Genomic DNA, 21337 nt, shown 5'->3' with positions numbered 1-21337 from the left:
GCTGCGGCGCCGAGGGTCAGATCTTCTCGATCGGCGCGATCTTGATGAGGAGCTTCTTCTGCCCGGCGGCGTCGAACGCCACGTGCGCGATGCGCTTGCTGCCCTCGCCGGTGACCTGGCGAACGGTGCCCTCGCCGAAGTCGGTGTGCCGGATGCGATCGCCCGCCTCGAGCGTGAGGTCGCCGTTGTCGCGGACCGTCCCGGTGACGCGGTTCGCCCACTCGGTCTTCGTCGCGGTCGACCTCGTCACGCTGAACCGTTCGAGGTCGCGGTCGCGCGTGCCCCAGGCGCCGCCGCCGCCGCCGTATCCGCCGCGGCGCGCGTTCAGCGCCCGGGGCTGGCTGCCGCCGCGACCGTTCGCCATGCCGGGCGACTGCTTCCAGTCGATGAGCTCGTCTGGGATCTCCTGCAGGTACCGGCTGGGCATCGCGACCGACACCTCGCCGAACTGGGCTCGGCTCATCGCGAGCGACAGGTAGAGCCGCTTGCGGGCGCGGGTGATCCCGACGTAGAACAGCCGTCGCTCCTCGGCGGGCCCGCCGGGCTCCGAGGCGGACATCTGGTGCGGGAGGAGCCCCTCCTCGATGCCCGTGAGGAACACCGCGTGGTACTCGAGGCCCTTCGCGGTGTGCAGCGTCATCAGCGAGACCGTTCCGGATGCGTCGTCGAGCTCGTCGGCCGCCGCGACGAGCGAGACCTGCGTGAGGAAGTCGACGAGGGTCGCCCCGGGGTTCTCGCGGTCGAAGTCCTTCGTCTGGGCGAGGAGCTCCTCGACGTTCTCGGCTCGCGTCTCGTCCTGCGGATCGCGGCTGTTCCTGAGGCTCGCGACGAGCCCGGAGCGGTCGAGCAGGAACGCCAGCACGTCGGACACCTTCGCGGCGCCCTCGTTGGTGCCCTCGTCGATGCCCTTCTGCGACGGCACGAGCATCGCCGCCGCCTCGTCGAGCAGGTTCGCGAGGTCGAGGATCGCCTTCGTGACCTTCGGACCGAGCCCGAGGCCGTCGGCCGCCCGCATCGCCTGCCGGAACGAGAGGTCGTTCTGCTCGCCGAAGCTCGCGATCGACGTCTCGGTCGCCGGTCCGATGCCGCGCTTGGGGGTGTTCAGGATGCGACGGATCGCGAGCTCGTCGAGCGGGTTCGCGACGGCGATCAGGTACGCCATCGCGTCCTTGATCTCGGCGCGCTCGTAGAACTTCGTGCCGCCGACCACGCGGTACGGCAGCGCCGACCGTACGAAGATCTCCTCCAGCGCACGGGTCTGGGCGTTGGTGCGGTAGAACACCGCGATGTCTCGGTAGGCCACGCCGGCGCGGTGCAGCTCCTCGATCTCGTCGGCGACGAACTGGGCCTCGTCGTGCGCCGAGTACCCGGTGTAGCCGGTGATCTTGTCGCCGTCGCCGTCGGCGGTCCAGAGCTTCTTCTCCTTGCGGTCGAAGTTGTTCGAGATGACCGCGTTCGCAGCGCTCAGGATGTTCTGCGTCGACCGGTAGTTCTGCTCGAGCAGCACGACCTTCGCGCCCGGGAAGTCGCGCTCGAACTCCACGATGTTGCGGATGTCGGCGCCGCGGAACGCGTAGATCGACTGGTCGGAGTCGCCGACGACCGTGAGGCTCGCGCCCGGGATCGCGCCCGTGGCATCCGTCATGCCCCGCACGAGCACGCCGTGCTGGTCGAGCTCGGCGACGACGTCGGGCTCGACCGGCCGCGTGAGCTCGCGGATGAGCGCGTACTGCGCGTGGTTGGTGTCCTGGTACTCGTCGACGAGGATGTGCCGGAACCGCCGCTGGTAGAGCGCCGCGACCTTCGGGAACGCCCGGAACAGGTAGACCGTCTCGCTGATCAGGTCGTCGAAGTCGAGCGCGCTGGCGTCGCGCAGGCGTCGCGTGTACTGGCGGAAGATCTCGAGGAACATCACCTCGTTCGGGTCGTTCGTGTTGACGTTGCGCGCGTACGTCTCGACGTCGCTCAGCTCGTTCTTCAGCTTCGAGATCCTCGCCTGCGCGCTCGCGGGCGTGAAGCCGAGGGTGTCGGCGTCGAGCTCCTTGATGATGCGCTTCAGGATGGTGCGCTGGTCGGCCGAGTCGTAGATCGTGAACGTCGAGCTCAGCCCGATGGCCTCGGCCTCGCGGCGGAGGATCCTCACGCACGCCGAGTGGAACGTCGAGATCCACATGCCGCCCGCGGCCTCGCCGAGCAGCGCCTCGACGCGCTCGCGCATCTCGGCCGCGGCCTTGTTGGTGAACGTGATCGCGAGGATCTGGCTCGGCCACGCCTCGCGCCCGTCGATGAGGCTCGCGATGCGGTGCGTCAGCACGCGTGTCTTGCCCGACCCCGCGCCCGCGACGATGAGCAGCGCCGGGCCGCGGTACTCGACCGCCTCGCGCTGCTGCGGGTTCAGCCCGGCGGTCAGGCGATCGGATGCCGCGCCGCGCGCATCATCGGCGCGCTGGCGTTCGGCCGCGCCGGGCGCCTCGCGCCAGCCGGTGGGGTCGTCGGGGTCGAGGATCAGCGTCATGTCCCGACAAGTCTAGGCGCGGCATCCGACAGCCCGGGCGCCCCGGACGCCGGGGCGGGCGTCTCGTCCTTACCCCGGTGCCGCGTCGTCGCGACCGCGCGTCGGGCAGGCTCGGGCCGGGCCGATTCAGCTCGATGGCCGCCTCGATGAGGCCTGGCGGCGTCCTCAGCCCCGGGCGAAGACCTCCCTCGCCTCGATCCCGAGGTCCGGGTGGTCCAGGAACACGCCGTCGACGCCGGCGTCCATGATCCGCGTGAACTCCCCCAGCCAGTCGCCCCACGCGCTGCGCGCGGCGCCCCGGCGGTGGGGCGGCGCGAGGAACCGGTTCTCCGGTCGGAGGGTCCACGTGAACACGGCCAGCCCGGCGCCGTGCGCGGCGTCGACGAGCTCGGCGCCGCGGAGCGGGGCGCCCGGGCGGACGCGCCGCGCCGCGCCCGCGACATCCGTCGTCGAGGCCGGACCGCCGACGAGCCGCGCCTTGCCGACGCTCACGCCGTCGACCGCGCCCGCCAGGGCGAGCAGGCCCGCCTGCGTGGCGTACGAGTCGTAGGTCCGGGCGGCCGAGCCGTCGCCGGCGCTCGCGAGGTCGAAAGGACCCCCGCGATCCTCGAGCAGCAGCACCCGCGACCCGCGGATGCCGGCATGCCGCAGGCGGTCGAGCAACGTCGGCTCGAACGACTCCGACACCAGGCGATCGTCACCTCTCCCCCACCCGGCGGCCGACAGCTCCCCGGCGAACAGCTCGTCGATCGGCAGGCCGAGGGCGGCGAAGTGGGTCGCGTGCTTGAACTCGGCCACGAGTCGGATGTCGCGACCCTGCTCGTCGGCCGCCTCGTCGAGCAGTGCCAGCAGGTCGCGGAACCGGATCACCGGATACCGCCCGTCGAACGTGGCGCTGTGCTGCCGGATGCCGCCCAGCCGCTCGGTCGCCCGGAGGGTCGACAACTCCGCCCAGGTGAAGTCCTCGGTGAACCAGCCCGTGAGCTCGCGCCCGTCGACCTCCCGCGTGGTGCGACGCGAGGCGAACTCGGAGCGGGACGCGACATCCGTCGTGCCGGAGATCTCGTTCTCGTGCCGCAGGACGAGCACGCCGTCGCGCGTGGAGACGAGATCGGGCTCGACCGCATCGGCGCCGAGGGCGAACGCGAGCCGGTACGCGGCCTCGGTGTGCTCGGGACGGTACCCGGACGCACCTCGGTGCCCGATCACGAGTGGACGCCCGACGGGCCCTGGCAGCATGCCCTCAGCGTAGCCACGCGCCGGGGACCGCCCCGGAATCCCGAGCCGACTCTCGGCGTTGACACGGCCGAACCCGGTAGGTTTGAGGGACCGCGCCGACCGGCGCGGCGATTCCCCTCCACCCGACGGAAAGCCGAAAGCAGAGGAACCACAGCAATGGCTCTCAACAACCCCGCCTTCTCACGCAACGAGGCGTTCACCTCCGGCCAGGGGGCGGTGGCTGTCGCACAGGACATGTCCGCCCAGCAGCTGCAGGACATGTACAACCAGCCCGCGACGCTCCCCGACCGCGACGTCATGACGATCGAGGACTCGATCGCCAAGTCCGCCGCGGCCTTCGGCGTGCTGCTCGTCGGCGCGGCGATCGGCTGGCTCACGGTCCAGTCCGTGCCGTTCCTCTGGATCGGCGCCGGCATCGTCGGCTTCGTGCTGGCGCTCGTCAACATCTTCAAGAAGGAGCCGTCGCCCGCCCTGATCCTCGCGTACGCGGGCGTGCAGGGCATCTTCGTCGGCGGCATCTCGGCGTGGTACGAGCTGGCCTACGGCGGCGGCATCGTCGCGCAGGCCGTGATTGCGACGCTCGTCGTGGTCGGCGTGACGCTCGCGCTCTTCGCGTCGGGCAAAATCCGCGCATCGAAGAAGGCGACGAAGGTGTTCCTGATCGCGATGGTCGGATACCTCGTGTTCTCGCTCGTGAACCTCGGCCTGATGCTCTTCAACGTCACGGACGACCCGTGGGGCCTGCGCGGCGTCGAGATCTTCGGCATCCCGCTCGGCCTGCTGATCGGCGTCCTCGTCGTCATCATGGGCGCGTACTCGCTCGTGCTCGACTTCGACTTCATCCAGCAGGGCGTGCGCAACCGCGCCCCGCGGAAGTACGGCTGGACCGGCGCCTTCGGCATCATGGTCACGGTCATCTGGCTGTACCTCGAGATCCTGCGCATGCTCGCGATCGCGCGCGACTAGCCGGCGACACCACGAACGGGCCGTCTCCTCGGAGGCGGCCCGTTCCGCGTTCCCGCCACCCTCTCCCCGTCCAGTTCGGCGGATATACGATCCGCCACCCCGGGAAATCCCCCGAGCTCGCGGCGCGCCCGATCGTATATCCGCTATGCGGTGCGGGGGGGCGTCGGTCGCGGAGGGGTCAGCGCGGGCGCGAGGCGCGTGCGAGGAGCACGGCGCGCTCGCGCTCGTTCGCCGTGAGGCGCGCGGCCTCGGCGAACGCCGCGCGTGCCTCGTCCGCCCGCCCGAGCCGCTCGAGCAGCTCGGCGCGCACGGCGTGCAGCGGATGGTACCGGGCGAGCCGCCCGTCCCCCACGAGGCCGTCGACGATCGCCAGCCCCGCCTCCGGGCCGTCCGCCATCGCGACTGCGACCGCGCGGTTCAGGTCGACGACGGGCGAGGGAGCGACCTCCGCCAGTGCCCCGTAGAGCGCGACGATCGCGGGCCAGTCGGTGTCGTCGACGGATGCCGCGATGTCGTGCTGCTCGGCGATCCCCGCCTGCAGCGCGTAGGCGCCCCGTCCGCGGCCGAGGCGATCGGCGCGGGCGAGCGATGCCCGACCCCGAGCGATCGCCGAGCGATCCCAGCGCCGCCGATCCTGGTCGGCCAGCAGCACCGCGTCGCCGTCGGCATCGACGCGGGCCGGGAACCGCGCGGCGGTGAGCTCCATGAGTGCGACCAGGCCGTGCACCTCCGGCTCCCGAGGCACGAGCGCGGCGAGCACCCGCGCCAGCCGCAGGGCCTCCCGGCCGAGTTCGGGACGCATGAGCTCGCCGCCGGCCGATGCCGAATGCCCCTCGTTGAAGATCAGGTACAGCACCCCGAGCACGGTCCCGAGCCGCGCGGCGAACTCCTCGCGCGGCGGCACCTCGAACGGCACGCCGGCCGCGCCGAGCGCCTTCTTGGCGCGCACGATGCGCTGCTGCACGGTCGGCACGCCCACGAGGAAGGCCCGCGCGATCTCCTCGGTGGTCAGGCCCGCGACGACGCGGAGGGTCAGCGCGACGCGCGCCTCCCGGGCGAGCATCGGATGGCACGACACGAACACGAGGCGCAGCACGTCGTCGCCGATCGCGTCGGGGTCGTAGGGCAGGTCTCCCGTGGCATCCGTCGCCTCGGCCTGCTCGCGCTCGAGGTCGTGGGCGATGGCGGCGAGCCGCTCGTCGTAGCGCTCGCGGCGACGCCATCCGTCGATCGCCCGACGCTTCGCGACGGCGGTCAGCCAGGCGCCCGGGTTCGCCGGGATGCCGGAATCCGGCCACTGCGCGAGCGCCTCGGCGAGCGCGTCCTGGGCGAGGTCCTCCGCGAGCGGGAAGTCGCCGACCATGCGCGTGAGCGTCGCGACGATCCGCGCGGACTCGATGCGCCACACGGCCGCGACGGCCCGCCGGGCGGACTCAGGGTCCGCCGGGCGATCCGTCGCGGCGTGGGTCGTCGGCGCTCCGGTCACGGGAGGATGCCGCGCCTCAGAGCCCCGCGGCCCGCTGCGCCTGCTCCTCGCGCCAGCCGGCCTCCTTCTGGATCCACTCGTTGTCCTGCGGGAAGTCCTCGATCTCGGTGACGCGGCGCACCTCGAGCTTCGAGCCCGGGCCCAGCGGGCAGCGGCGCGCCCACTCCGCGGCCTCCTCGCGCGAGGCGACCTCGAGGATCCAGAAGCCGTTGAAGAGCTCCTTGGTCTCGCCGTACGGCCCGTCGGTCACCAGCGGCGGCTCGGCCGAGAAGTCGACGACGAAGCCATCGCTCGCGTCGGAGAGTCCCTCGCCGGCCAGCAGCACGCCCGCCTTCATCAGCTCCTCGTTGTACCGCCCCATCCGCTCGATGACCTCCTCGAACGGGATGTCCTGGTACGCCTGCACGGCCTCGTCGGTGGCCCGCATGATCAGCATGTACTTCGCCATGATGGTTCGCTCCTCGCGTGTACGGGTCGTGGTTCGACCCTCTCATTGATGACGTCGAACGGGAACGGCCCCGATCGACACAGCCTCCGCACATTCCGGCGGATATACGATCCGGCGCGCCGGGCCGGGGCCGTGTCCTCCGGCGCGCCGGATCGTATATCCGCCGTTCGGGACGGCTGGGGACGGCAAGGGGCGGCTGGGGAGCGGATGCCGCGCCGCGGGCCTCAGATGCCGAGCGACGCGATCGACGTCTCGAGCGCCTCCGCCGAGGCGTGCAGCTTGAGGAGCTCGTCCTCGGAGAACCGGGTCTCGACGAGCGGCGTGACGCCGGAGGAGTCGACGATGCTCGGCAGCGAGAGCGCCACCCCCGAGACGCCGTGCACGCCGTCGAGCACGGTGCTCACGGGCAGCACCGCCGCCTCGTCGCGCAGCAGCGATTCGACGATCCGGGCGCCGGAGAGCCCGATGGCATGGTTGGTCGCGCCCTTGCCCTGGATGATGCGATACGCGGCGTTGCGCACGTCGGCGACGATCCGCTCGAGGTCCTCGGCGCGGAAGCCCTCGCCGTGCGCCCAGTCCAGGATCGGGACGGTGCCGACGTTCGCGCTGGACCAGAGGGCGAACTCCGTGTCGCCGTGCTCGCCGACGATGTGGGCGTGCACGCTCGACGGCGCGACGCCCGCGCGCCGGGCCAGCAGCCAACGGAGGCGGGCGGTGTCGAGCACGGTCCCCGAGGAGAAGACCCGGTCGGATGGCAGGCCCGAGATCTTCTGCGCGGCGACGGTGAGCACGTCGCACGGGTTCGTGACGAGCATGTACACGGCATCGGGCGCGCGCTCGAGCAGCTTCGGCAGGAGGTCCTCGAGGATCCGCACGTTCGTGCCCGCGAGGTCGAGGCGCGACTGCCCCGGTTCCTGCTTCGCGCCGGCCGTGATGACGACGACGTGCGAGCCCTCGACGACCGCGAGGTCGTCGCCGCCCTCGATCGTGCTCGAGCCGACGAACGGCGTGCCGTGCGCGAGGTCGAGCACCTCGGCGTCGACCTTGGCGGTGTTGACGTCATACAGCGCCACGCGCCGGGCCGACCCCCGGATGAGCGCCGCGTACGCGAGGCTCGCGCCCACGCTCCCGGCCCCGACGACGGTCAGCTTGGAGTTCTCGACGACACCCATGCCGGTCAGGCTAGCGCGCTACTCCCACTCGATGGTGCCCGGCGGCTTCGACGTGACGTCGAGCACGACGCGGTTGACCTCGCGCACCTCGTTGGTGATGCGGTTCGAGATCCGGGCGAGCACGTCGTAGGGCAGACGCGTCCAGTCGGCGGTCATCGCGTCCTCCGATGAGACGGGGCGCAGCACGATCGGGTGCCCGTAGGTGCGGCCGTCGCCCTGCACGCCCACGGAGCGCACGTCGGCGAGCAGGACCACGGGGCACTGCCAGATCTGGTCGTCGAGGCCCGCCGCCGACAGTTCGGCCCGGGCGATGGCGTCCGCCTCGCGGAGCACCTCGAGCCGCTCGCCGGTGACCTCGCCGACGATGCGGATGCCCAGGCCGGGCCCGGGGAAGGGCTGGCGGCCGACGATCGCCTCGGGCAGGCCGAGTTCGCGACCGATCGCCCGCACCTCGTCCTTGAAGAGGGTGCGCAGCGGCTCGACGAGCTCGAACTGCAGGTCTTCCGGCAGGCCGCCGACGTTGTGGTGGCTCTTGATGTTCGCGGTCCCCGTGCCGCCGCCCGACTCGACAACGTCGGGGTAGAGCGTGCCCTGCACGAGGAAGCGGATCGGCTCGCCGTCGGCGTCGGCCTCGGCGACCAGGTCGCGTTCGGCCTGCTCGAACGCGCGGATGAACTCGCGCCCGATGATCTTGCGCTTCTCCTCGGGGTCGGTGACCCCGGCGAGCGCAGCGAGGAACGTGTCGGCCGCGTCGACCGTGACGAGGCGGATGCCGGTGGCGGCGACGTAGTCGACCTCCACCTGCGTGCGCTCGTCCTTGCGCAGCAGCCCGTGGTCGACGAACACGCAGACGAGCTGGTCGCCCACGGCCTCGTGGACGATCGCCGCCGCCACTGCGGAGTCGACGCCGCCGGAGAGCCCGGCGATGACCCGGCCCGAGCCGACCTGCTCGCGGATGCGCGCAACCTGCTCGGCGATCACGTTGCCCGAGTTCCAGTCGGCGGGGATGCCGGCGGCGCGGTGGAGGAAGTTCTCGATCACGGCCTGCCCGAACGGCGAGTGCTTGACCTCGGGGTGCCACTGCACGCCGTAGAACCCCTGCTCGTCGTGCGCGAAGGCCGCGACCGGGGTGTCGGCGGTCGAGGCGAGCACCTCGAAGCCCTCCGGCGCGACGGCCACCGAGTCGCCGTGGCTCATCCACACGGTCTGGTGCTCGGGCTGGCCGCCGAGCAGCGCGTTGCCGTCGTCGGTGCGGAGCGTGGCGGCGGTCGCGCCGTACTCGCGGCGGCCGGTGTGGGCGACCTCGCCGCCGAGCTGCTGCGCCATCACCTGGAAGCCGTAGCAGATGCCGAGCGTCGGCACCCCGAGCTGCAGCACGCCCGGGTCGAGCTGCGGCGCGCCCTCCTCGTACACCGACGACGGCCCGCCGGACAGGACGATGCCGATCGGGTCCATGGCGCGCACCTCGTCGGCCGTGATCGTGTGCGGCACGATCTCGGAGTAGACGGCTGCCTCGCGCACGCGCCGCGCGATCAGCTGCGCGTACTGCGCGCCGAAGTCGACGACCAGGACGGGTCGCTGCTGGGTCTCGCTCACTGGGCGGCCTCCACGGGCTCGGAGTCGGAGTCGGTCGTCGGTCGCGCCGCGGCGGCATCCGCTTCGCGCTTCGCGAGGTACTCGCGCACCTCGCGGCCGATGCGGGCCTCGAGGATGAACGAGAGGAACGGCACGATGCCGCCGGAGGCGAGCAGCAGCAGCTTCCAGAACGGCCAGCGCATCAGGCTCCAGAGCCGGAAGTTGCTGAAGAGGTACACGACGTAGAACCAGCCGTGCGCGATCAGGATGCCGGTCGAGAGGTTCACGCCGACGCCGGTCGACTCGAGGCCCTCCGGGGTCTCGACCACGGGCTCGAGCGAGAGGAGCCCGTTCGGACCGAACGCGTACAGCTCGAGGAACCACACGTACTTGAGGAGCATCTCGGCGCAGAGCAGCAGGAGCATCGTGCCGGTGATGACCGACGCGACCACGTAGAACTTCAGCGCCCCGCGGATGCGCGGGAAATCAGCCGGTTTGGGCTCGAGGGGCATGGCGTCCAGTCTACGGGCCGGGCGGCTGGGCGATGGCCGAGTCGCTCGGAGGGGGACGCGGGCGCTCAGGCCCGCGTCGCGTCGCCGTCGGCGGCGTCCCTCGCCGTGGTCGCCGCGGCGGCCTCCGCCTCGCGCTCGGCCTCCTCGGCCTCGTCCCGCTCGCGCTCGACGGCGTCCTTGACGAGCCGGTACCAGAGGTACACGGCGAACCCGCCGAACACGACCCACTCGATCGCGTAGAACACGTTCAGCCAGTTCAGCTCGGTCTGGTCGAGCGGCGGCGGCGACGAGATCGCCTCCAGGCCGGCGGTCGGCTCGCCCGCCGTGACGTAGCCGAAGTAGACCGGACGCTCGTCGTAGTCGGCCCAGACGTTGATGAGGTGGGCGACCGCGACCGTGCGCATCGCCTGCGGGTCCTCGTCGTCCTCCGGCCGGATCGGCGCCTCGCTCGGCAGGAACCGGCCGACGACCTCGACCTCGGCCGCCGCGTCGGCCTCCGCTTCGAACTCGGCGAGCGCGTCCAGCGCCGCCTGCTCGTCGGGCGCCCAGCCGAGCGCGACGGGGAGTCCGCCGGGCGCGGCATCCGTCACCTCGAGATGGGCGACGACCCACCAGCCGGTCTGGCCGTCGTTCACCCGGCCCTGCACGAGCACGGTGTCACCCGGCACGAGCGTGCCGCGCACCGACACGCGCTGGCCCGTCGCGGCCTGCTCGGTGGGGGCGTCGGGCTCGACCACGTCGCCGAGCGGTCGCACCTGCTCGGTCGGACGCTCGACGACCCTCGCCTCCTCGACCGCCCGGCCCACCTGCCACTGCGCGAGGACGGCGAAGCCCGCCGCGATCCCGAGCGCGGCGAGCAGGGCGAGCACCCACCGCGGGCGCAGCATCATCCGGAGCATGTCGTGCGCGATTCTATCCGCGCGGGGTGCGCGATCCCTGCGAGCGGCGCTGCCGGGCACCCGTGGGCGGGTGGCGCGGCGTCGAGCCGCGGCATCCGCCCACGGGTCGTGCGATCAGTCGACCTGCACGATGTCGGGCGCCTCGAGGCGGACCCGGTCGGCCGACTCGTCGTCGGGCTGCTGCTGCGAGGCGATCTCGGCCTGCACGCGCTGCAGGTACCGCTCGACCTCGAGGGACTCCCGGTCGGCGTCCCAGCCGAGCACGCCGGCCATGAGCCTGGCCGCCACGGGCGCCGCCGAGACGCCCCGGTCCCACGCCTCGATCGAGATGCGGGTGCGGCGCGCGAGCACGTCGTCGAGGTGCAGCGCGCCCTCGTGGGACGCGGCGTAGACGACCTCGGCGCCGAGGTAGTCGTCGGCGCCCGGCAGCGGCTCGCCGAGCTCCGGGTTCTCGCGGATCAGGTCGAGCAGCTCGTCGGTCATGGTGCCGTACCGGTTCAGCAGGTGCTCGATGCGCACCTTGTGCACGCCGAACGCCCGCGCGATCTTGCCGCGCTTGTTCCACGCGGCCTGGTAGCCCTCCGCTCCGAGGAGCGGGATGCGCTGCGTCGTCGACGGCGGCACCTTGCCGTCGAGGGCGTCGGCCGCCGCATCGATCGCGTCCTTCGCCATCACCCGGTACGTGGTCCACTTGCCGCCGGCGACCACGACGAGCCCCGGGACGGTGTGGGCCACGACGTGCTCGCGCGAGAGCTTCGAGGTCTCGTCGCTCTCGCCGGCCAGCAGCGGCCGGAGCCCGGCGAACACGCCCTCCACGTCCTCCCGGGTGAGCGGCACGTTGAGCACGGCGTTGACGTGCTCGAGCAGGTAGTCGATGTCGGCGGCGGTCGCGGCCGGATGCGCCTTGTCGAGGTTCCAGTCGGTGTCGGTCGTGCCGATGAGCCAGTGCCGGCCCCACGGGATGACGAACAGCACGCTCTTCTCGGTGCGCAGCAGCAGCCCCATGTTCGACTGGAAGCGGTCGCGCGGGACCACGAGGTGGATGCCCTTCGACGCGCGCACCTTGAACGTGCCCCGCTCGCCCACCATCCGCTGGGTGTCGTCGGTCCAGACGCCCGTCGCGTTGACGACCTGCTTGGCGCGGATCTCGAACCGCTCGTCGGTCTGCAGGTCGTGGGCCTTCACGCCGACGACGCGCTCGCCGACCTTCACGAACCCCTCGACCTTGACGCGGCTCGCGACATGGGCGCCGTAGAACGACGCGGTGCGCGCGAGGGAAGCCACGTAGCGGGCGTCGTCGACCTGCGCATCGTAGTAGGTGAGCCCGCCGATCAGCGCGCTCGGCGCGATGGACGGGGCCGCACGCATGACCTGGCGCTTGGTGAGGTGGCGGTGGTGCGGCACGCCCGGGTGGCCGCCGCCGGTGTAGCTGAAGATGTCGTACAGGAGCATGCCCGCGCCGATGTAGAGGCGCTCGAACAGGGGCTTCTTCAGCGGGTAGAGGAAGCGCACCGGCTTGACGAGGTGCGGGGCGAGCCGCTGAAGGAGCAGGCCGCGCTCGATGAGCGCTTCGCGGACCAGGCGGAAGTCGAGCTGCTCGAGGTAGCGGATGCCGCCGTGGACGAGCTTCGACGAACGGCTCGAGGTGCCCGACGCCCAGTCGCGGGCCTCGAGGAGCCCGGTCGACAGCCCGCGCGTGACCGCGTCGAGTGCCGCCCCCGTGCCGACGATGCCGCCGCCGACCACGAGGATGTCGAGTTCCTTCTCCTTCAGCCGGGCGATCGCCGCCTCGCGCTCCTCCGGTCCGAGCTTGCTCGAACGCGTCACCGACTTCAGCTTCGCCATCGTCGCTCCCCATCCCGGGCGGACCGCGGCGGTGCCGCCCGTCGTTCCCCACGCTACCCGAGCCGGACCGGCGGGCACCATGGAATCCGCTGGGGGTGGACGCGTCTCAAACGGACTGGTACGGCGCCACCACGACCTCGACGCGCTGGAACTCCTTGAGGTCGGAGTAGCCGGTCGTGGCCATCGACCTGCGGAGCGCGCCGACGAGGTTCGCCTTGCCGTCGGCACCGGGCGCCGGGCCGTAGAGGAGCTCCTCGAGCGGCGCCACCTGGCCGACCTGCACCCGCTCCCCGCGGGGCAGCTTCGCGTGGTGCGCCTCGGCGCCCCAGTGCCAGCCGCCGCCGGGCGCGTCGGTCGCCCGGGCGAGCGCCGCGCCGAGCATGACCGCGTCGGCGCCGCACGCGATCGCCTTCACGATGTCGCCGGCGGTGCCGACCCCGCCGTCGGCGATGACGTGCACGTAGCGGCCTCCGGACTCGTCGAGGTAGTCGCGCCGGGCGCCCGCGACATCCGCCACCGCGGTGGCCATGGGCGCGTGGATGCCGAGCGCCTTCCGCGTCGTCGAGGCCGCGCCGCCGCCGAAGCCGACGAGCACGCCGGCCGCGCCGGTCCGCATGAGGTGCAGCGCCGCGGTGTAGGTCGCGGCGCCGCCGACGATGACCGGCACGTCGAGCTCGTAGATGAACTTCTTCAGGTTCAGCGGCTCCTGGTTCTTCGAGACGTGCTCGGCGGAGACCGTCGTGCCGCGGATGACGAAGAGGTCGACGCCGGCCGCGACGACCGTCTCGTACAGCTCCTGGGTGCGCTGCGGCGACAGCGCGCCGGCCACGGTCACGCCCGCGGCGCGGACCTCGGCGAGCCGGTGCGTGACGAGCTCGGGCTTGATCGGCTCGGAGTACAGCTCCTGCATGCGCGACGTCGCGCGCTCGTCGGGCAGGTTGCGGATCTCGGCGAGCACGGGCTCGGGGTCCTCGTACCGGGTCCACAGCCCCTCGAGGTCGAGGACGCCCAGGCCGCCGAGCTGGCCCATCATGATGGCGGTCTGCGGCGAGACCACCGAGTCCATCGGCGCCGCGAGGAACGGGATGTCGAACTGGTAGGCGTCGATGCCCCACGACACCGACACGTCCTCCGGGTCGCGCGTGCGCCGGCTCGGCACGATCGCGATGTCGTCGAACGCGTACACGCGACGGCCCCGCTTGGAGCGGCCGATCTCGATCTCCTGAGTCACGCGTCAACCCTACCGAGCGCACCCGACGCGCGTCTCGCCGATGTCGCCGAACGGTGAGCGACCGTGTCGGCGCTACCGCCGAGCCCGGCTTGTGTGGTTCGATCGGGGCACCGCGTTCGAGCCGTACCCCGACGCGGGCCCCCTGCGACCCGAACGCCCTGGAGACCCGATTGCCCGGCAGCGCCCCCCGCCGCTCCCCCGTCCGCACCTTCGCCCGCGCCGCGCTGGCGACGCTCCTCAGCGCCGGACTCGGCCTCGCGGCGCTCCAGCCCGCGTCGGCCTCCGTGCCCGCGACGTCGACCGTGACCGCCGAGGCATCCGCGTCGGTGTCCGGCGTCGTGACGGACACCGACGGAGCCCCGCTCGCCGACCTGCTCGTCTACCTCATGGGCGACAACGGAGGCTCGTACTCGTACACCGCCTCGGACAACACCGCCACCGACGGGTCGTACCGGATCGACGGCGTCGAGGCCGGCACCTACTCGATCCGGTTCTTCGGCGACAGCGGGCACGTGGGCGAGTGGTGGGACGACCGGATGGGCCAGTCCGATGCGCTGACCTTCGAGGTCGCGCCCGGCGAGCACCTGAGCGGGATGGACGCGGCATTGTCCGCAGGCGCATCGATCTCCGGCGTCGTCACCGGCGCCGACGGGGCGGCGCTGCCCGGCGCCACCGTCCGCGCCTACGGGCCGCACGAGAGCGGCGACTGGGGTTGGCTGACGTCGACGACGACGGACGCGACCGGCGCGTACCGCTTCGGCGTGCTCCGCGCGGGTTCCCACACGCTGCACGTCCTGCCGCCGGAGGGAACCGGCCTGGTCGACGAGTGGTGGGGGGAGAGCCCGTTCGAGGGAGGCGCGACCCGCTTCGACGTCGCGCGCGACGAGGTCCGGTCGGACATGGACGTGCAGCTGCCCCGCGCCGCAACGATCACCGGCGTGGTCACCGGAATCGACGGCGTGCCGTTGCCGGACGTCTCCGTGTCGGTGTGGACGACGAATACCCCCGTGGGCGACGAGGTCACGCACTACGCCCGGACCGACGATCAGGGCGTCTACGTCATCGACGGAGTCAAGGCGGCGCGCTACCGGATGAAGGCCACGCCTCCGGTTCGGCTGGACTACCTCGAGACACGCTCCGAGGAGTTCGAGGCATCGGCCGGCGTGGCCGTGCAGCAGGACGCGGTCCTCGGCGCGGGCGGCTCGATCGCCGGCCGGGTCACGGGGAAGGACGGGATGCCGCTCGAGTCCGCGGTGGTTCGCATCCATCCCGGGCTCGGCCCCGTCGACCAGGTGAGCACCGGGGCCGACGGCAGCTTCCGCTTCCCCCAGCTGCCCGGCGGGAGCTTCACGCTCCACTTCGACAATCGCAGCAGCGGCCTGATGCTGTTCGACGGCTCGGACTACTTCCCGGAGTGGTGGGACGACGCGAGCGAGCCCGAGGAGCGGACGTTCATCGACGTCTGGGCGGGCCGGCACGTCACGGGTGTCGACGCGGAGCTGACGCCGGAGTCGAACATCACGGGTCGGATCACGTCGGCCGAAGGCGAGGGCATCGGCGGAAGCGTCAGCCTGTACGAGATCCGCGACGGCGAACCGCACTACGTGAAGTACGCCCATGTCTACCCGGACGGCCGCTACGGGGTCGACGACGTTCGCGCCGGAACCTACACGCTGCGGTTCGCCGCCACGGACCACCTCGCCGAGTGGTGGGGCGGCGGCGCGACCGCGGCCGAGGCCGAGACGTTCACGGTGGGCGTCGGGGAGGTCCTGGGCGGCCGCGACGTCCAGCTCTCCAGGGGCGCCTCCGTCGCCGGATCCGTCACGCGGCCCGACGGGTCGCCGTTCGAGCGGGTCTTCGTCACCGTCTCCTCGGGCGACGCAGCGGGCTGGCAACCGGTCGCGAACCGGTACACCGACGCGAACGGCCGGTACTCGTTCAGCGGGCTGCCCGCCGGGACGTACATCGTGCGGTTCGCCGTGGACGACGCGTACGTGACGCAATGGTGGAACGACCGCACGTCAGCGGACACCGCGGAACCCATCGTGCTCGATGCCGACGGAGCGGCGACGGGGATCGACGCGGCGATGGCGTACTCGCCGACCCGTCTCACCGTCCCGACGATCACGGGATCGGCCTGGGTCGGCTCCACGCTCACGGCCTCGGCGGGGTCCTCCACGACCGGCGCCACGCTGTCGTACCAATGGCTCGCCGACGACGTGGCGATCGCCGGCGCCACGGCCAGGACCGTCGCACTCGACGCCGCGCAGACGGGCAAGCGGATCGCGGTCCGGGTCACCGCCTCCGCGCCGGGGCGGCCGTCGACGACGCGGACCTCGTCGGCGACCGATCCGGTCATCGCCCCGCCGGTCTCCTCGAGCATCCCGACCATCGTCGGCGACCCGATGACCGGATCGACGCTCACCGCGTCGCCCGGACGCTGGTCCTCAGGCACCACGCTGTCCTACCGCTGGTTCGCGAACGGCATCCCGGTCACGGCAGGGACCGAATCGTCGCTGGTGCTCGGCAGCGCGCAGGCCGGCATGCGGATCACGGTCCGCGTGACGGGGACCAAGCCGGGCTACACGACCGTCTCGACCGTCTCGGCGCCGACCGCCGAGGTGGGGCAGGGCCCCTCCTCGGGGTTGGGCGCGACCCCGGCTGCCGAACCCAACCAGGTGCGCGGCTGAGCCGGTACGCGCGACTCAGCGCGCCCGCGCGACGCGGGCCTCGTCGAACACCGGCTGGTCCGACTCGACGACCTCCCCGTCGGAGCGGAACACCAGGAACCGGTCGAACGAGCGGGTGAACCATCGGTCGTGGGTGACCGCGAGCACCGTGCCGTCGAACCGACGCAGCGCGTCCTCGAGCGCCTCCGCCGAGACGAGGTCGAGGTTGTCGGTCGGCTCGTCGAGCAGGAGGAGGGTCGCGCCCGACAGCTCGAGCAGCAGGATCTGCAGGCGCGCCTGCTGGCCGCCGGACAGGTCGTCGAACCGCTGCTGGGCCGAGGACGCGAGCCCGTACCGGTCGAGTGCCGAACTCGCGGCCTCGCGCGCCATCCCGTCCCGGTTCGCGTCGCCGCGGTGAAGGATGTCGAGCAGGGTGCGGCCCCGCAGCCCGGGCAGCTCGTGCCCCTGGGCGAACCATCCGGGAACGACCCGGGCGCCGAGCACCGCCGAACCGGTGTGCGGCACGCGAGCGAGCGCGGCACCGACATCCGTCATGTGGCCCTTCGCCGGGTCGGGGTCGGTCCCGCCGCCCGCGAGGAGCCGGAGGAAGTGCGACTTGCCTGACCCGTTCGAACCGAGGACGGCGACGCGGTCGCCGTACCAGACCTCGAGGTCGAACGGCCGCATCAGCCCGGTCAGCTCGAGCCGTTCGCACACCACCGAGCGCTTGCCGGTGCGGGCGCCGCGCAGGCGCATCGCGACGGCCTGCGACGGCGGGCGTTCCTCCGGCGGGCCGGCCTCCTCGAACTTCCGCAGCCGGGTGAGCGCGGCCTGGTACCGCGACGCCATCCCATCGTTGTAGGTGGCCTTGACCTTGAGGTTCTGCACGAGCTGCCTCAGCTGCGCATGCTGCTCGTCCCACCTGCGACGCAGCTCGTCGAGTCGCGCGAAACGCTCCTCCCGTGCCTCGTGGTAGCCCCGGAAGCCGCCGCCGTGCACCCAGGCCGTGCTCCCCGCGCTGCCCGCCTCGAGGGTGACGATGCGGTCGGCGGCGCGCGCCAGCAGTTCCCGGTCGTGCGAGACGAGCAGCACGGTCTTCGGCGTCGCCCGCAGCTGCTGCTCCAGCCATCGCTTGCCGGGCACGTCGAGCGAGTTGTCGGGCTCGTCGAGCAGCAGCACCTGCTCCGGCCCGCGCAGCAGCGCCTCCAGCGCGAGCCGCTTCTGCTCGCCGCCCGAGAGCGTCGACAGCTCGCGCCACTTCGCCCGTTCGAACGGAACGCCGAGGGCGGCCATGGTGCAGTGGTCCCAGAGGACCTCGTGGTCGTACCCGCCGGCCTCGGCGTACTCGGCGAGCGCCGACGCGTATCGCATCTGCGCGGCCGTGTCATCCGTTTCGATGAGCGCGTCCTCGGCTCGTTCGAGCTCGATCGCCGCCGCGCGCACGCGGGCCGGCGCGACCGACACCAGCAGGCCGTGCACGGTCCGATCGACGCCGTCGACCACCTCGCCCCGCCCGACGAACTGGTCCATCACGCCCAGGCCGCCGTCGACCTGGACGCTCCCCTCGTCGGGCCGCAGCTCGCCGCGGATGATGCGCAGCAGGGTCGTCTTGCCGGCGCCGTTCTGCCCGATGAGCGCGGTGGTGCGCCCCTCGGTCACGCGGAACGCGAGGTCGGACAGCAGGGGGCGGGCGTCGGGCAGCGAGAACGAGACGCCGTTCACGTCGATGAATCCCATGGTCGTGCGCGCTCCCGTCCGATGCGCGGCGTCCTGCCGCGGCGCCCGAACGGGCAGCCGTCCAGAATACACAGCGTCCGGATGCCGCGGGCACGGCCGTGGACCGGCCCGGATGCCGTCCGGTGCGGCAGGCTGGACCCATGCATCGCGTCGCCGCCGAACCGCTCGACCTTCTCCGCACGCGGACCAGCGCGAAGTGGCGCTCGTACGACCCCGACGTGCTCCCGCTGCCCGTCGCCGAGATGGACTATCCCCTCGCCGAGCCGATCGCCGAGGCGCTGCACGCCGCCGTGCGGCGGTCGGACACGGGATACAGCGCCGGCAGCCGGCCGGTCGCCGAGGCCTTCGCCGTGTTCGCCGCCGAGCGCTTCGGGTGGGAGCCCGACCCGGCGCGTGCCACGTGCACCGCGGACGTGAGCATGGGCATCGTCGAGGTGCTGCGGCAGGTCATCCGGCCGGGCGATCCCGTGGTCGTGAACCCGCCGATCTACCCGCCGTTCTTCGACCTCGTGACCGAGGCCGGCGGCACCGTGGTCGAGGTGCCGCTGGCGGGCGGCATCGACGAGGGCTGGTCGCTCGACCTGAACGGCATCGAGGCGGCGTTCGCCGCCGGAGCGCGCGCGATGGTGCTCTGCAACCCGCACAACCCGGTCGGTCTCGTCCCGTCGCGCGACCAGCTCGCCGCACTCGCCGAGGCCGCCGCCCGGCACGGAGCCGTCATCGTCTCGGATGAGGTGCACGGCGCGCTGGCACAGCCCGAGACGCCGTACACGCCGTTCCTGACGGTGTCGGATGCCGCGCGCGAGCACGGCGTGACCGTGACCGGGGCGACGAAGGCGTTCAACATCGCGGGCCTCAAGGCCGCCGTCATCCTGACCGCGAGCGAGCGCGGCGACGCGGTGCGCGCGGCGTTCCCGTACGAGGTCGAGTGGCGGATGAGCCAGTTCGGCGCCATCGCGTCCGTCGCGGCGTTCCGGCACGGGCACCGCTGGCTCGACGGCGTGCTCGCCTCGCTCGACGACAATCGCCGGCTGCTCGCCGACCTGCTGGCCGACGAGCTCCCCGACGTCCGGTACCGGATGCCGGAGGCCACCTACCTCGCCTGGCTCGACCTCTCCGCGCTCGGGTGGGGCGAGGATCCCGCAGTGGTCGCGCTGGAACGCGCCCGGGTGGCGCTCGCGAACGGCCCGATGTTCGGCCGCGCGGTCGGGCGCGGGCACGCGCGCCTCAACCTCGCGTGTTCGCCCGAGGTGCTCGCCGAGGCGATCACGCGGATCGCCGGGGCACGCTGAACCCTCAGCGGGTGTAGTTCGGCGCCTCGACGACGAACTGCACGTCGTGCGGGTGCGACTCCTTGAGGCCTGCCGGGGTGATCCGGACGAAGCGGCCCTTCGACTTCAGCTCGGCCACGGTGCGGGCGCCGACGTAGAACATCGACTGCCGGAGTCCGCCGACCAGCTGGTATGCGACCGCCGAGACGGGCCCGCGGAAGGGGACCTGCCCCTCGATGCCCTCGGGGATCAGCTTCTCGTCGCTGGGCACGTCGGCCTGGAAGTACCGGTCCTTGGAGTACGAGGTCTTCTTGCCGCGCGTCTGGAGCGCGCCCAGCGAGCCCATTCCGCGGTACGCCTTGAACTGCTTGCCGTTCTGGAACACCAGCTCCCCCGGGCTCTCGGCCGTGCCCGCGAGCAGCGAACCGAGCATGACCGTGTCGGCGCCGGCGACGAGGGCCTTGGCGATGTCACCGGAGTACTGCAGGCCGCCGTCGGCGATCAGTGGGACCCCGGCGGGCTTCGTGGCCTTCGAGGCCTCGTAGACCGCGGTGACCTGCGGCACGCCGACCCCGGCCACGACGCGCGTCGTGCAGATGGAGCCCGGCCCGACGCCGACCTTGACGGCGTCGGCGCCCGCGTCGACGAGCGCCTGCGCGCCCTCGCGGGTCGCGACGTTGCCGCCGATCACGTCGATGTGCGCGAAGGTCGGGTCGGCCTTGAGCCGGCGGATGACGTCGAGCACGCCGGCCGACTCGCCGTTCGCCGTGTCGACGACGAGCACGTCGACGCCGGCGTCGCGGAGGGCCTCGGCACGCTCCCACGCGTCGCCGAAGAAGCCCATGGCGGCGCCGACGCGGAGCCGGCCCTCCTCGTCCTTCGTGGCGTGCGGGTACTGCTCCGACTTGTCGAAGTCCTTGACCGTGATGAGCCCCGTCAGGCGGCCCCGGTCGTCGACCAGCGGGAGCTTCTCGACCTTGTGCTGCGCGAAGATCGCGATGGCCTCGTCGGGGTCCATGCCCACGCGACCGGTGATGAGCGGCGGCTTGGTCATGACGTCGGCGACCTTGGTCTCGGCCTTCTCGAAGTCGGACACGAAGCGCATGTCGCGGTTGGTGATGATGCCGACGAGGATCCCCTCGGCGTCGACCACGGGGAGCCCGGAGACGCGGTAGGTGGCGCACAGTTGGTCGACCTCGGCCACGGTGGCGTCGGGCGTGGTCGTCACCGGGTTCGAGACCATGCCCGACTCGCTGCGCTTCACGCGGTCGACCATCTCGGCCTGCTCGGCGATCGAGAGGTTGCGATGGAGGATGCCGATCCCGCCCTGCCTGGCCATGGCGATCGCCATGCGCGCCTCGGTCACGGTGTCCATCGCGGCGGACAGCAGCGGGGTGGCCACGGTGATGCGCTTGGTCAGGCGCGAGCTCGTGTCGGCCTCGCTCGGGATCACGTCGGTGTGCCCCGGGAGGAGGAGGACGTCGTCGTAGGTGAGTCCCGTGAATCCGAACGGATCTGCCTGATCCATGTCGCCCCTTCGTGAGTGTCGATTCCAGCGCACGCCACCGCCGCCCGGCGGTGTGCGGGGGGCGTGGGCGCAACGGTGCGGTACATCGATGTTAAGCGAGTTTGCGCGGTCGGCATTCCCCGGATAACAATCGAGGGCCGTTTGTGCCCGGGCCGGAAACACTTGGGACATAATCGGCACGTACTGTCGACGACGTTGTCGTCAGGAAGCCGGATCCCGACCCCACCCGCGGTCGGGGCCTTTG

The 21337-nt window shown here is 72.2% G+C and carries 15 protein-coding genes; 3 read left to right on the top strand and 12 right to left on the bottom strand.

All coding sequences use genetic code 11. The annotated features are described in order from the left end of the window. Window positions 1-16 precede the first annotated feature (16 nt). Complete coding sequence (locus ACUY4T_RS09365) at window positions 17-2515, bottom strand: ATP-dependent helicase (protein WP_446018658.1); 2499 nt, start codon at window positions 2513-2515, stop codon at window positions 17-19. A 165-nt stretch (window positions 2516-2680) separates the two neighbouring features. Next, complete coding sequence (locus ACUY4T_RS09360) at window positions 2681-3754, bottom strand: glycerophosphodiester phosphodiesterase family protein (RefSeq protein ID WP_446018657.1); 1074 nt, start codon at window positions 3752-3754, stop codon at window positions 2681-2683. 156 nt (window positions 3755-3910) lie between these two features. Between ACUY4T_RS09360 and ACUY4T_RS09355 the strand changes: the two genes are divergently transcribed. Beyond that, window positions 3911-4720, top strand: a complete 810-nt coding sequence (locus ACUY4T_RS09355) for a Bax inhibitor-1/YccA family protein (protein WP_446018656.1) — start codon at window positions 3911-3913, stop codon at window positions 4718-4720. A gap of 178 nt (window positions 4721-4898) precedes the next feature. On the opposite strand, the gene ACUY4T_RS09350 is transcribed toward ACUY4T_RS09355, so the two are convergent. The 8 genes from ACUY4T_RS09350 to ACUY4T_RS09315 form a co-directional block, all read right to left on the bottom strand. Beyond that, entirely contained in the window at window positions 4899-6206 is a 1308-nt protein-coding gene (locus tag ACUY4T_RS09350; protein ID WP_446018655.1) for an RNA polymerase sigma factor, read from the bottom strand. A gap of 16 nt (window positions 6207-6222) precedes the next feature. Beyond that, entirely contained in the window at window positions 6223-6654 is a 432-nt protein-coding gene (locus tag ACUY4T_RS09345) for a YciI family protein (RefSeq protein WP_446018654.1), read from the bottom strand. Window positions 6655-6878: 224 nt separating this feature from the next. After that, a complete protein-coding gene (locus ACUY4T_RS09340; RefSeq protein ID WP_446018653.1) occupies window positions 6879-7826 on the bottom strand; it encodes an L-lactate dehydrogenase in 948 nt (315 codons plus the stop codon). 18 nt (window positions 7827-7844) lie between these two features. Beyond that, on the bottom strand, window positions 7845-9422 hold the full coding sequence (gene guaA, locus ACUY4T_RS09335; RefSeq protein ID WP_446018652.1) for a glutamine-hydrolyzing GMP synthase: 1578 nt from the start codon (window positions 9420-9422) through the stop codon (window positions 7845-7847). Further along, complete coding sequence (locus tag ACUY4T_RS09330; protein ID WP_446018651.1) at window positions 9419-9913, bottom strand: DUF3817 domain-containing protein; 495 nt, start codon at window positions 9911-9913, stop codon at window positions 9419-9421. Before ACUY4T_RS09330 ends, guaA begins: the two co-directional genes overlap by 4 nt. A 65-nt stretch (window positions 9914-9978) precedes the next feature. Continuing rightward, window positions 9979-10812 carry an SURF1 family cytochrome oxidase biogenesis protein gene (locus ACUY4T_RS09325; RefSeq protein WP_446018650.1) on the bottom strand — a complete coding sequence of 278 codons (834 nt, stop codon included), beginning with the start codon at window positions 10810-10812 and terminating at the stop codon, window positions 9979-9981. Between the two features lie 114 nt (window positions 10813-10926). Beyond that, window positions 10927-12657, bottom strand: a complete 1731-nt coding sequence (locus tag ACUY4T_RS09320; RefSeq protein ID WP_446018649.1) for a glycerol-3-phosphate dehydrogenase/oxidase — start codon at window positions 12655-12657, stop codon at window positions 10927-10929. A 106-nt stretch (window positions 12658-12763) separates the two neighbouring features. Then, window positions 12764-13888 carry a GuaB3 family IMP dehydrogenase-related protein gene (locus ACUY4T_RS09315; RefSeq protein ID WP_446018648.1) on the bottom strand — a complete coding sequence of 375 codons (1125 nt, stop codon included), beginning with the start codon at window positions 13886-13888 and terminating at the stop codon, window positions 12764-12766. 170 nt (window positions 13889-14058) lie between these two features. Between ACUY4T_RS09315 and ACUY4T_RS09310 the strand changes: the two genes are divergently transcribed. Then, window positions 14059-16578, top strand: a complete 2520-nt coding sequence (locus ACUY4T_RS09310) for an MSCRAMM family protein (RefSeq protein WP_446018647.1) — start codon at window positions 14059-14061, stop codon at window positions 16576-16578. 15 nt (window positions 16579-16593) lie between these two features. Here ACUY4T_RS09310 and ACUY4T_RS09305 read toward each other — a convergent pair whose 3' ends face one another. After that, complete coding sequence (locus tag ACUY4T_RS09305) at window positions 16594-18294, bottom strand: ABC-F family ATP-binding cassette domain-containing protein (RefSeq protein WP_446018646.1); 1701 nt, start codon at window positions 18292-18294, stop codon at window positions 16594-16596. A gap of 140 nt (window positions 18295-18434) precedes the next feature. On the opposite strand from ACUY4T_RS09305, the gene ACUY4T_RS09300 reads away from it, so the two are divergent. Further along, window positions 18435-19586: a MalY/PatB family protein gene (locus ACUY4T_RS09300; protein WP_446018645.1), complete on the top strand. Its 1152-nt coding sequence runs from the start codon at window positions 18435-18437 to the stop codon at window positions 19584-19586. Between the two features lie 4 nt (window positions 19587-19590). Here ACUY4T_RS09300 and guaB read toward each other — a convergent pair whose 3' ends face one another. After that, complete coding sequence (gene guaB / locus ACUY4T_RS09295) at window positions 19591-21093, bottom strand: IMP dehydrogenase (protein ID WP_446018644.1); 1503 nt, start codon at window positions 21091-21093, stop codon at window positions 19591-19593. Window positions 21094-21337: the final 244 nt, after the last annotated feature.

Source organism: Agromyces arachidis, assembly GCF_052805135.1.
The sequence above is the reverse complement of the archived record's forward strand: the minus strand, read 5'-3'. Positions and strand labels throughout refer to the sequence as shown.

Coding starts and splice junctions, on each gene's coding strand:
- ACUY4T_RS09365 (WP_446018658.1), bottom strand. CDS start 2,515: ATGACGCTGATCCTCGACCCCGACGACCCCACCGGCTGGCGCGAGGCG.
- ACUY4T_RS09360 (WP_446018657.1), bottom strand. CDS start 3,754: ATGCTGCCAGGGCCCGTCGGGCGTCCACTCGTGATCGGGCACCGAGGT.
- ACUY4T_RS09355 (WP_446018656.1), top strand. CDS start 3,911: ATGGCTCTCAACAACCCCGCCTTCTCACGCAACGAGGCGTTCACCTCC.
- ACUY4T_RS09345 (WP_446018654.1), bottom strand. CDS start 6,654: ATGGCGAAGTACATGCTGATCATGCGGGCCACCGACGAGGCCGTGCAG.
- ACUY4T_RS09340 (WP_446018653.1), bottom strand. CDS start 7,826: ATGGGTGTCGTCGAGAACTCCAAGCTGACCGTCGTCGGGGCCGGGAGC.
- ACUY4T_RS09330 (WP_446018651.1), bottom strand. CDS start 9,913: ATGCCCCTCGAGCCCAAACCGGCTGATTTCCCGCGCATCCGCGGGGCG.
- ACUY4T_RS09325 (WP_446018650.1), bottom strand. CDS start 10,812: ATGCTCCGGATGATGCTGCGCCCGCGGTGGGTGCTCGCCCTGCTCGCC.
- ACUY4T_RS09320 (WP_446018649.1), bottom strand. CDS start 12,657: ATGGCGAAGCTGAAGTCGGTGACGCGTTCGAGCAAGCTCGGACCGGAG.
- ACUY4T_RS09305 (WP_446018646.1), bottom strand. CDS start 18,294: ATGGGATTCATCGACGTGAACGGCGTCTCGTTCTCGCTGCCCGACGCC.
- ACUY4T_RS09300 (WP_446018645.1), top strand. CDS start 18,435: ATGCATCGCGTCGCCGCCGAACCGCTCGACCTTCTCCGCACGCGGACC.
- guaB (WP_446018644.1), bottom strand. CDS start 21,093: ATGGATCAGGCAGATCCGTTCGGATTCACGGGACTCACCTACGACGAC.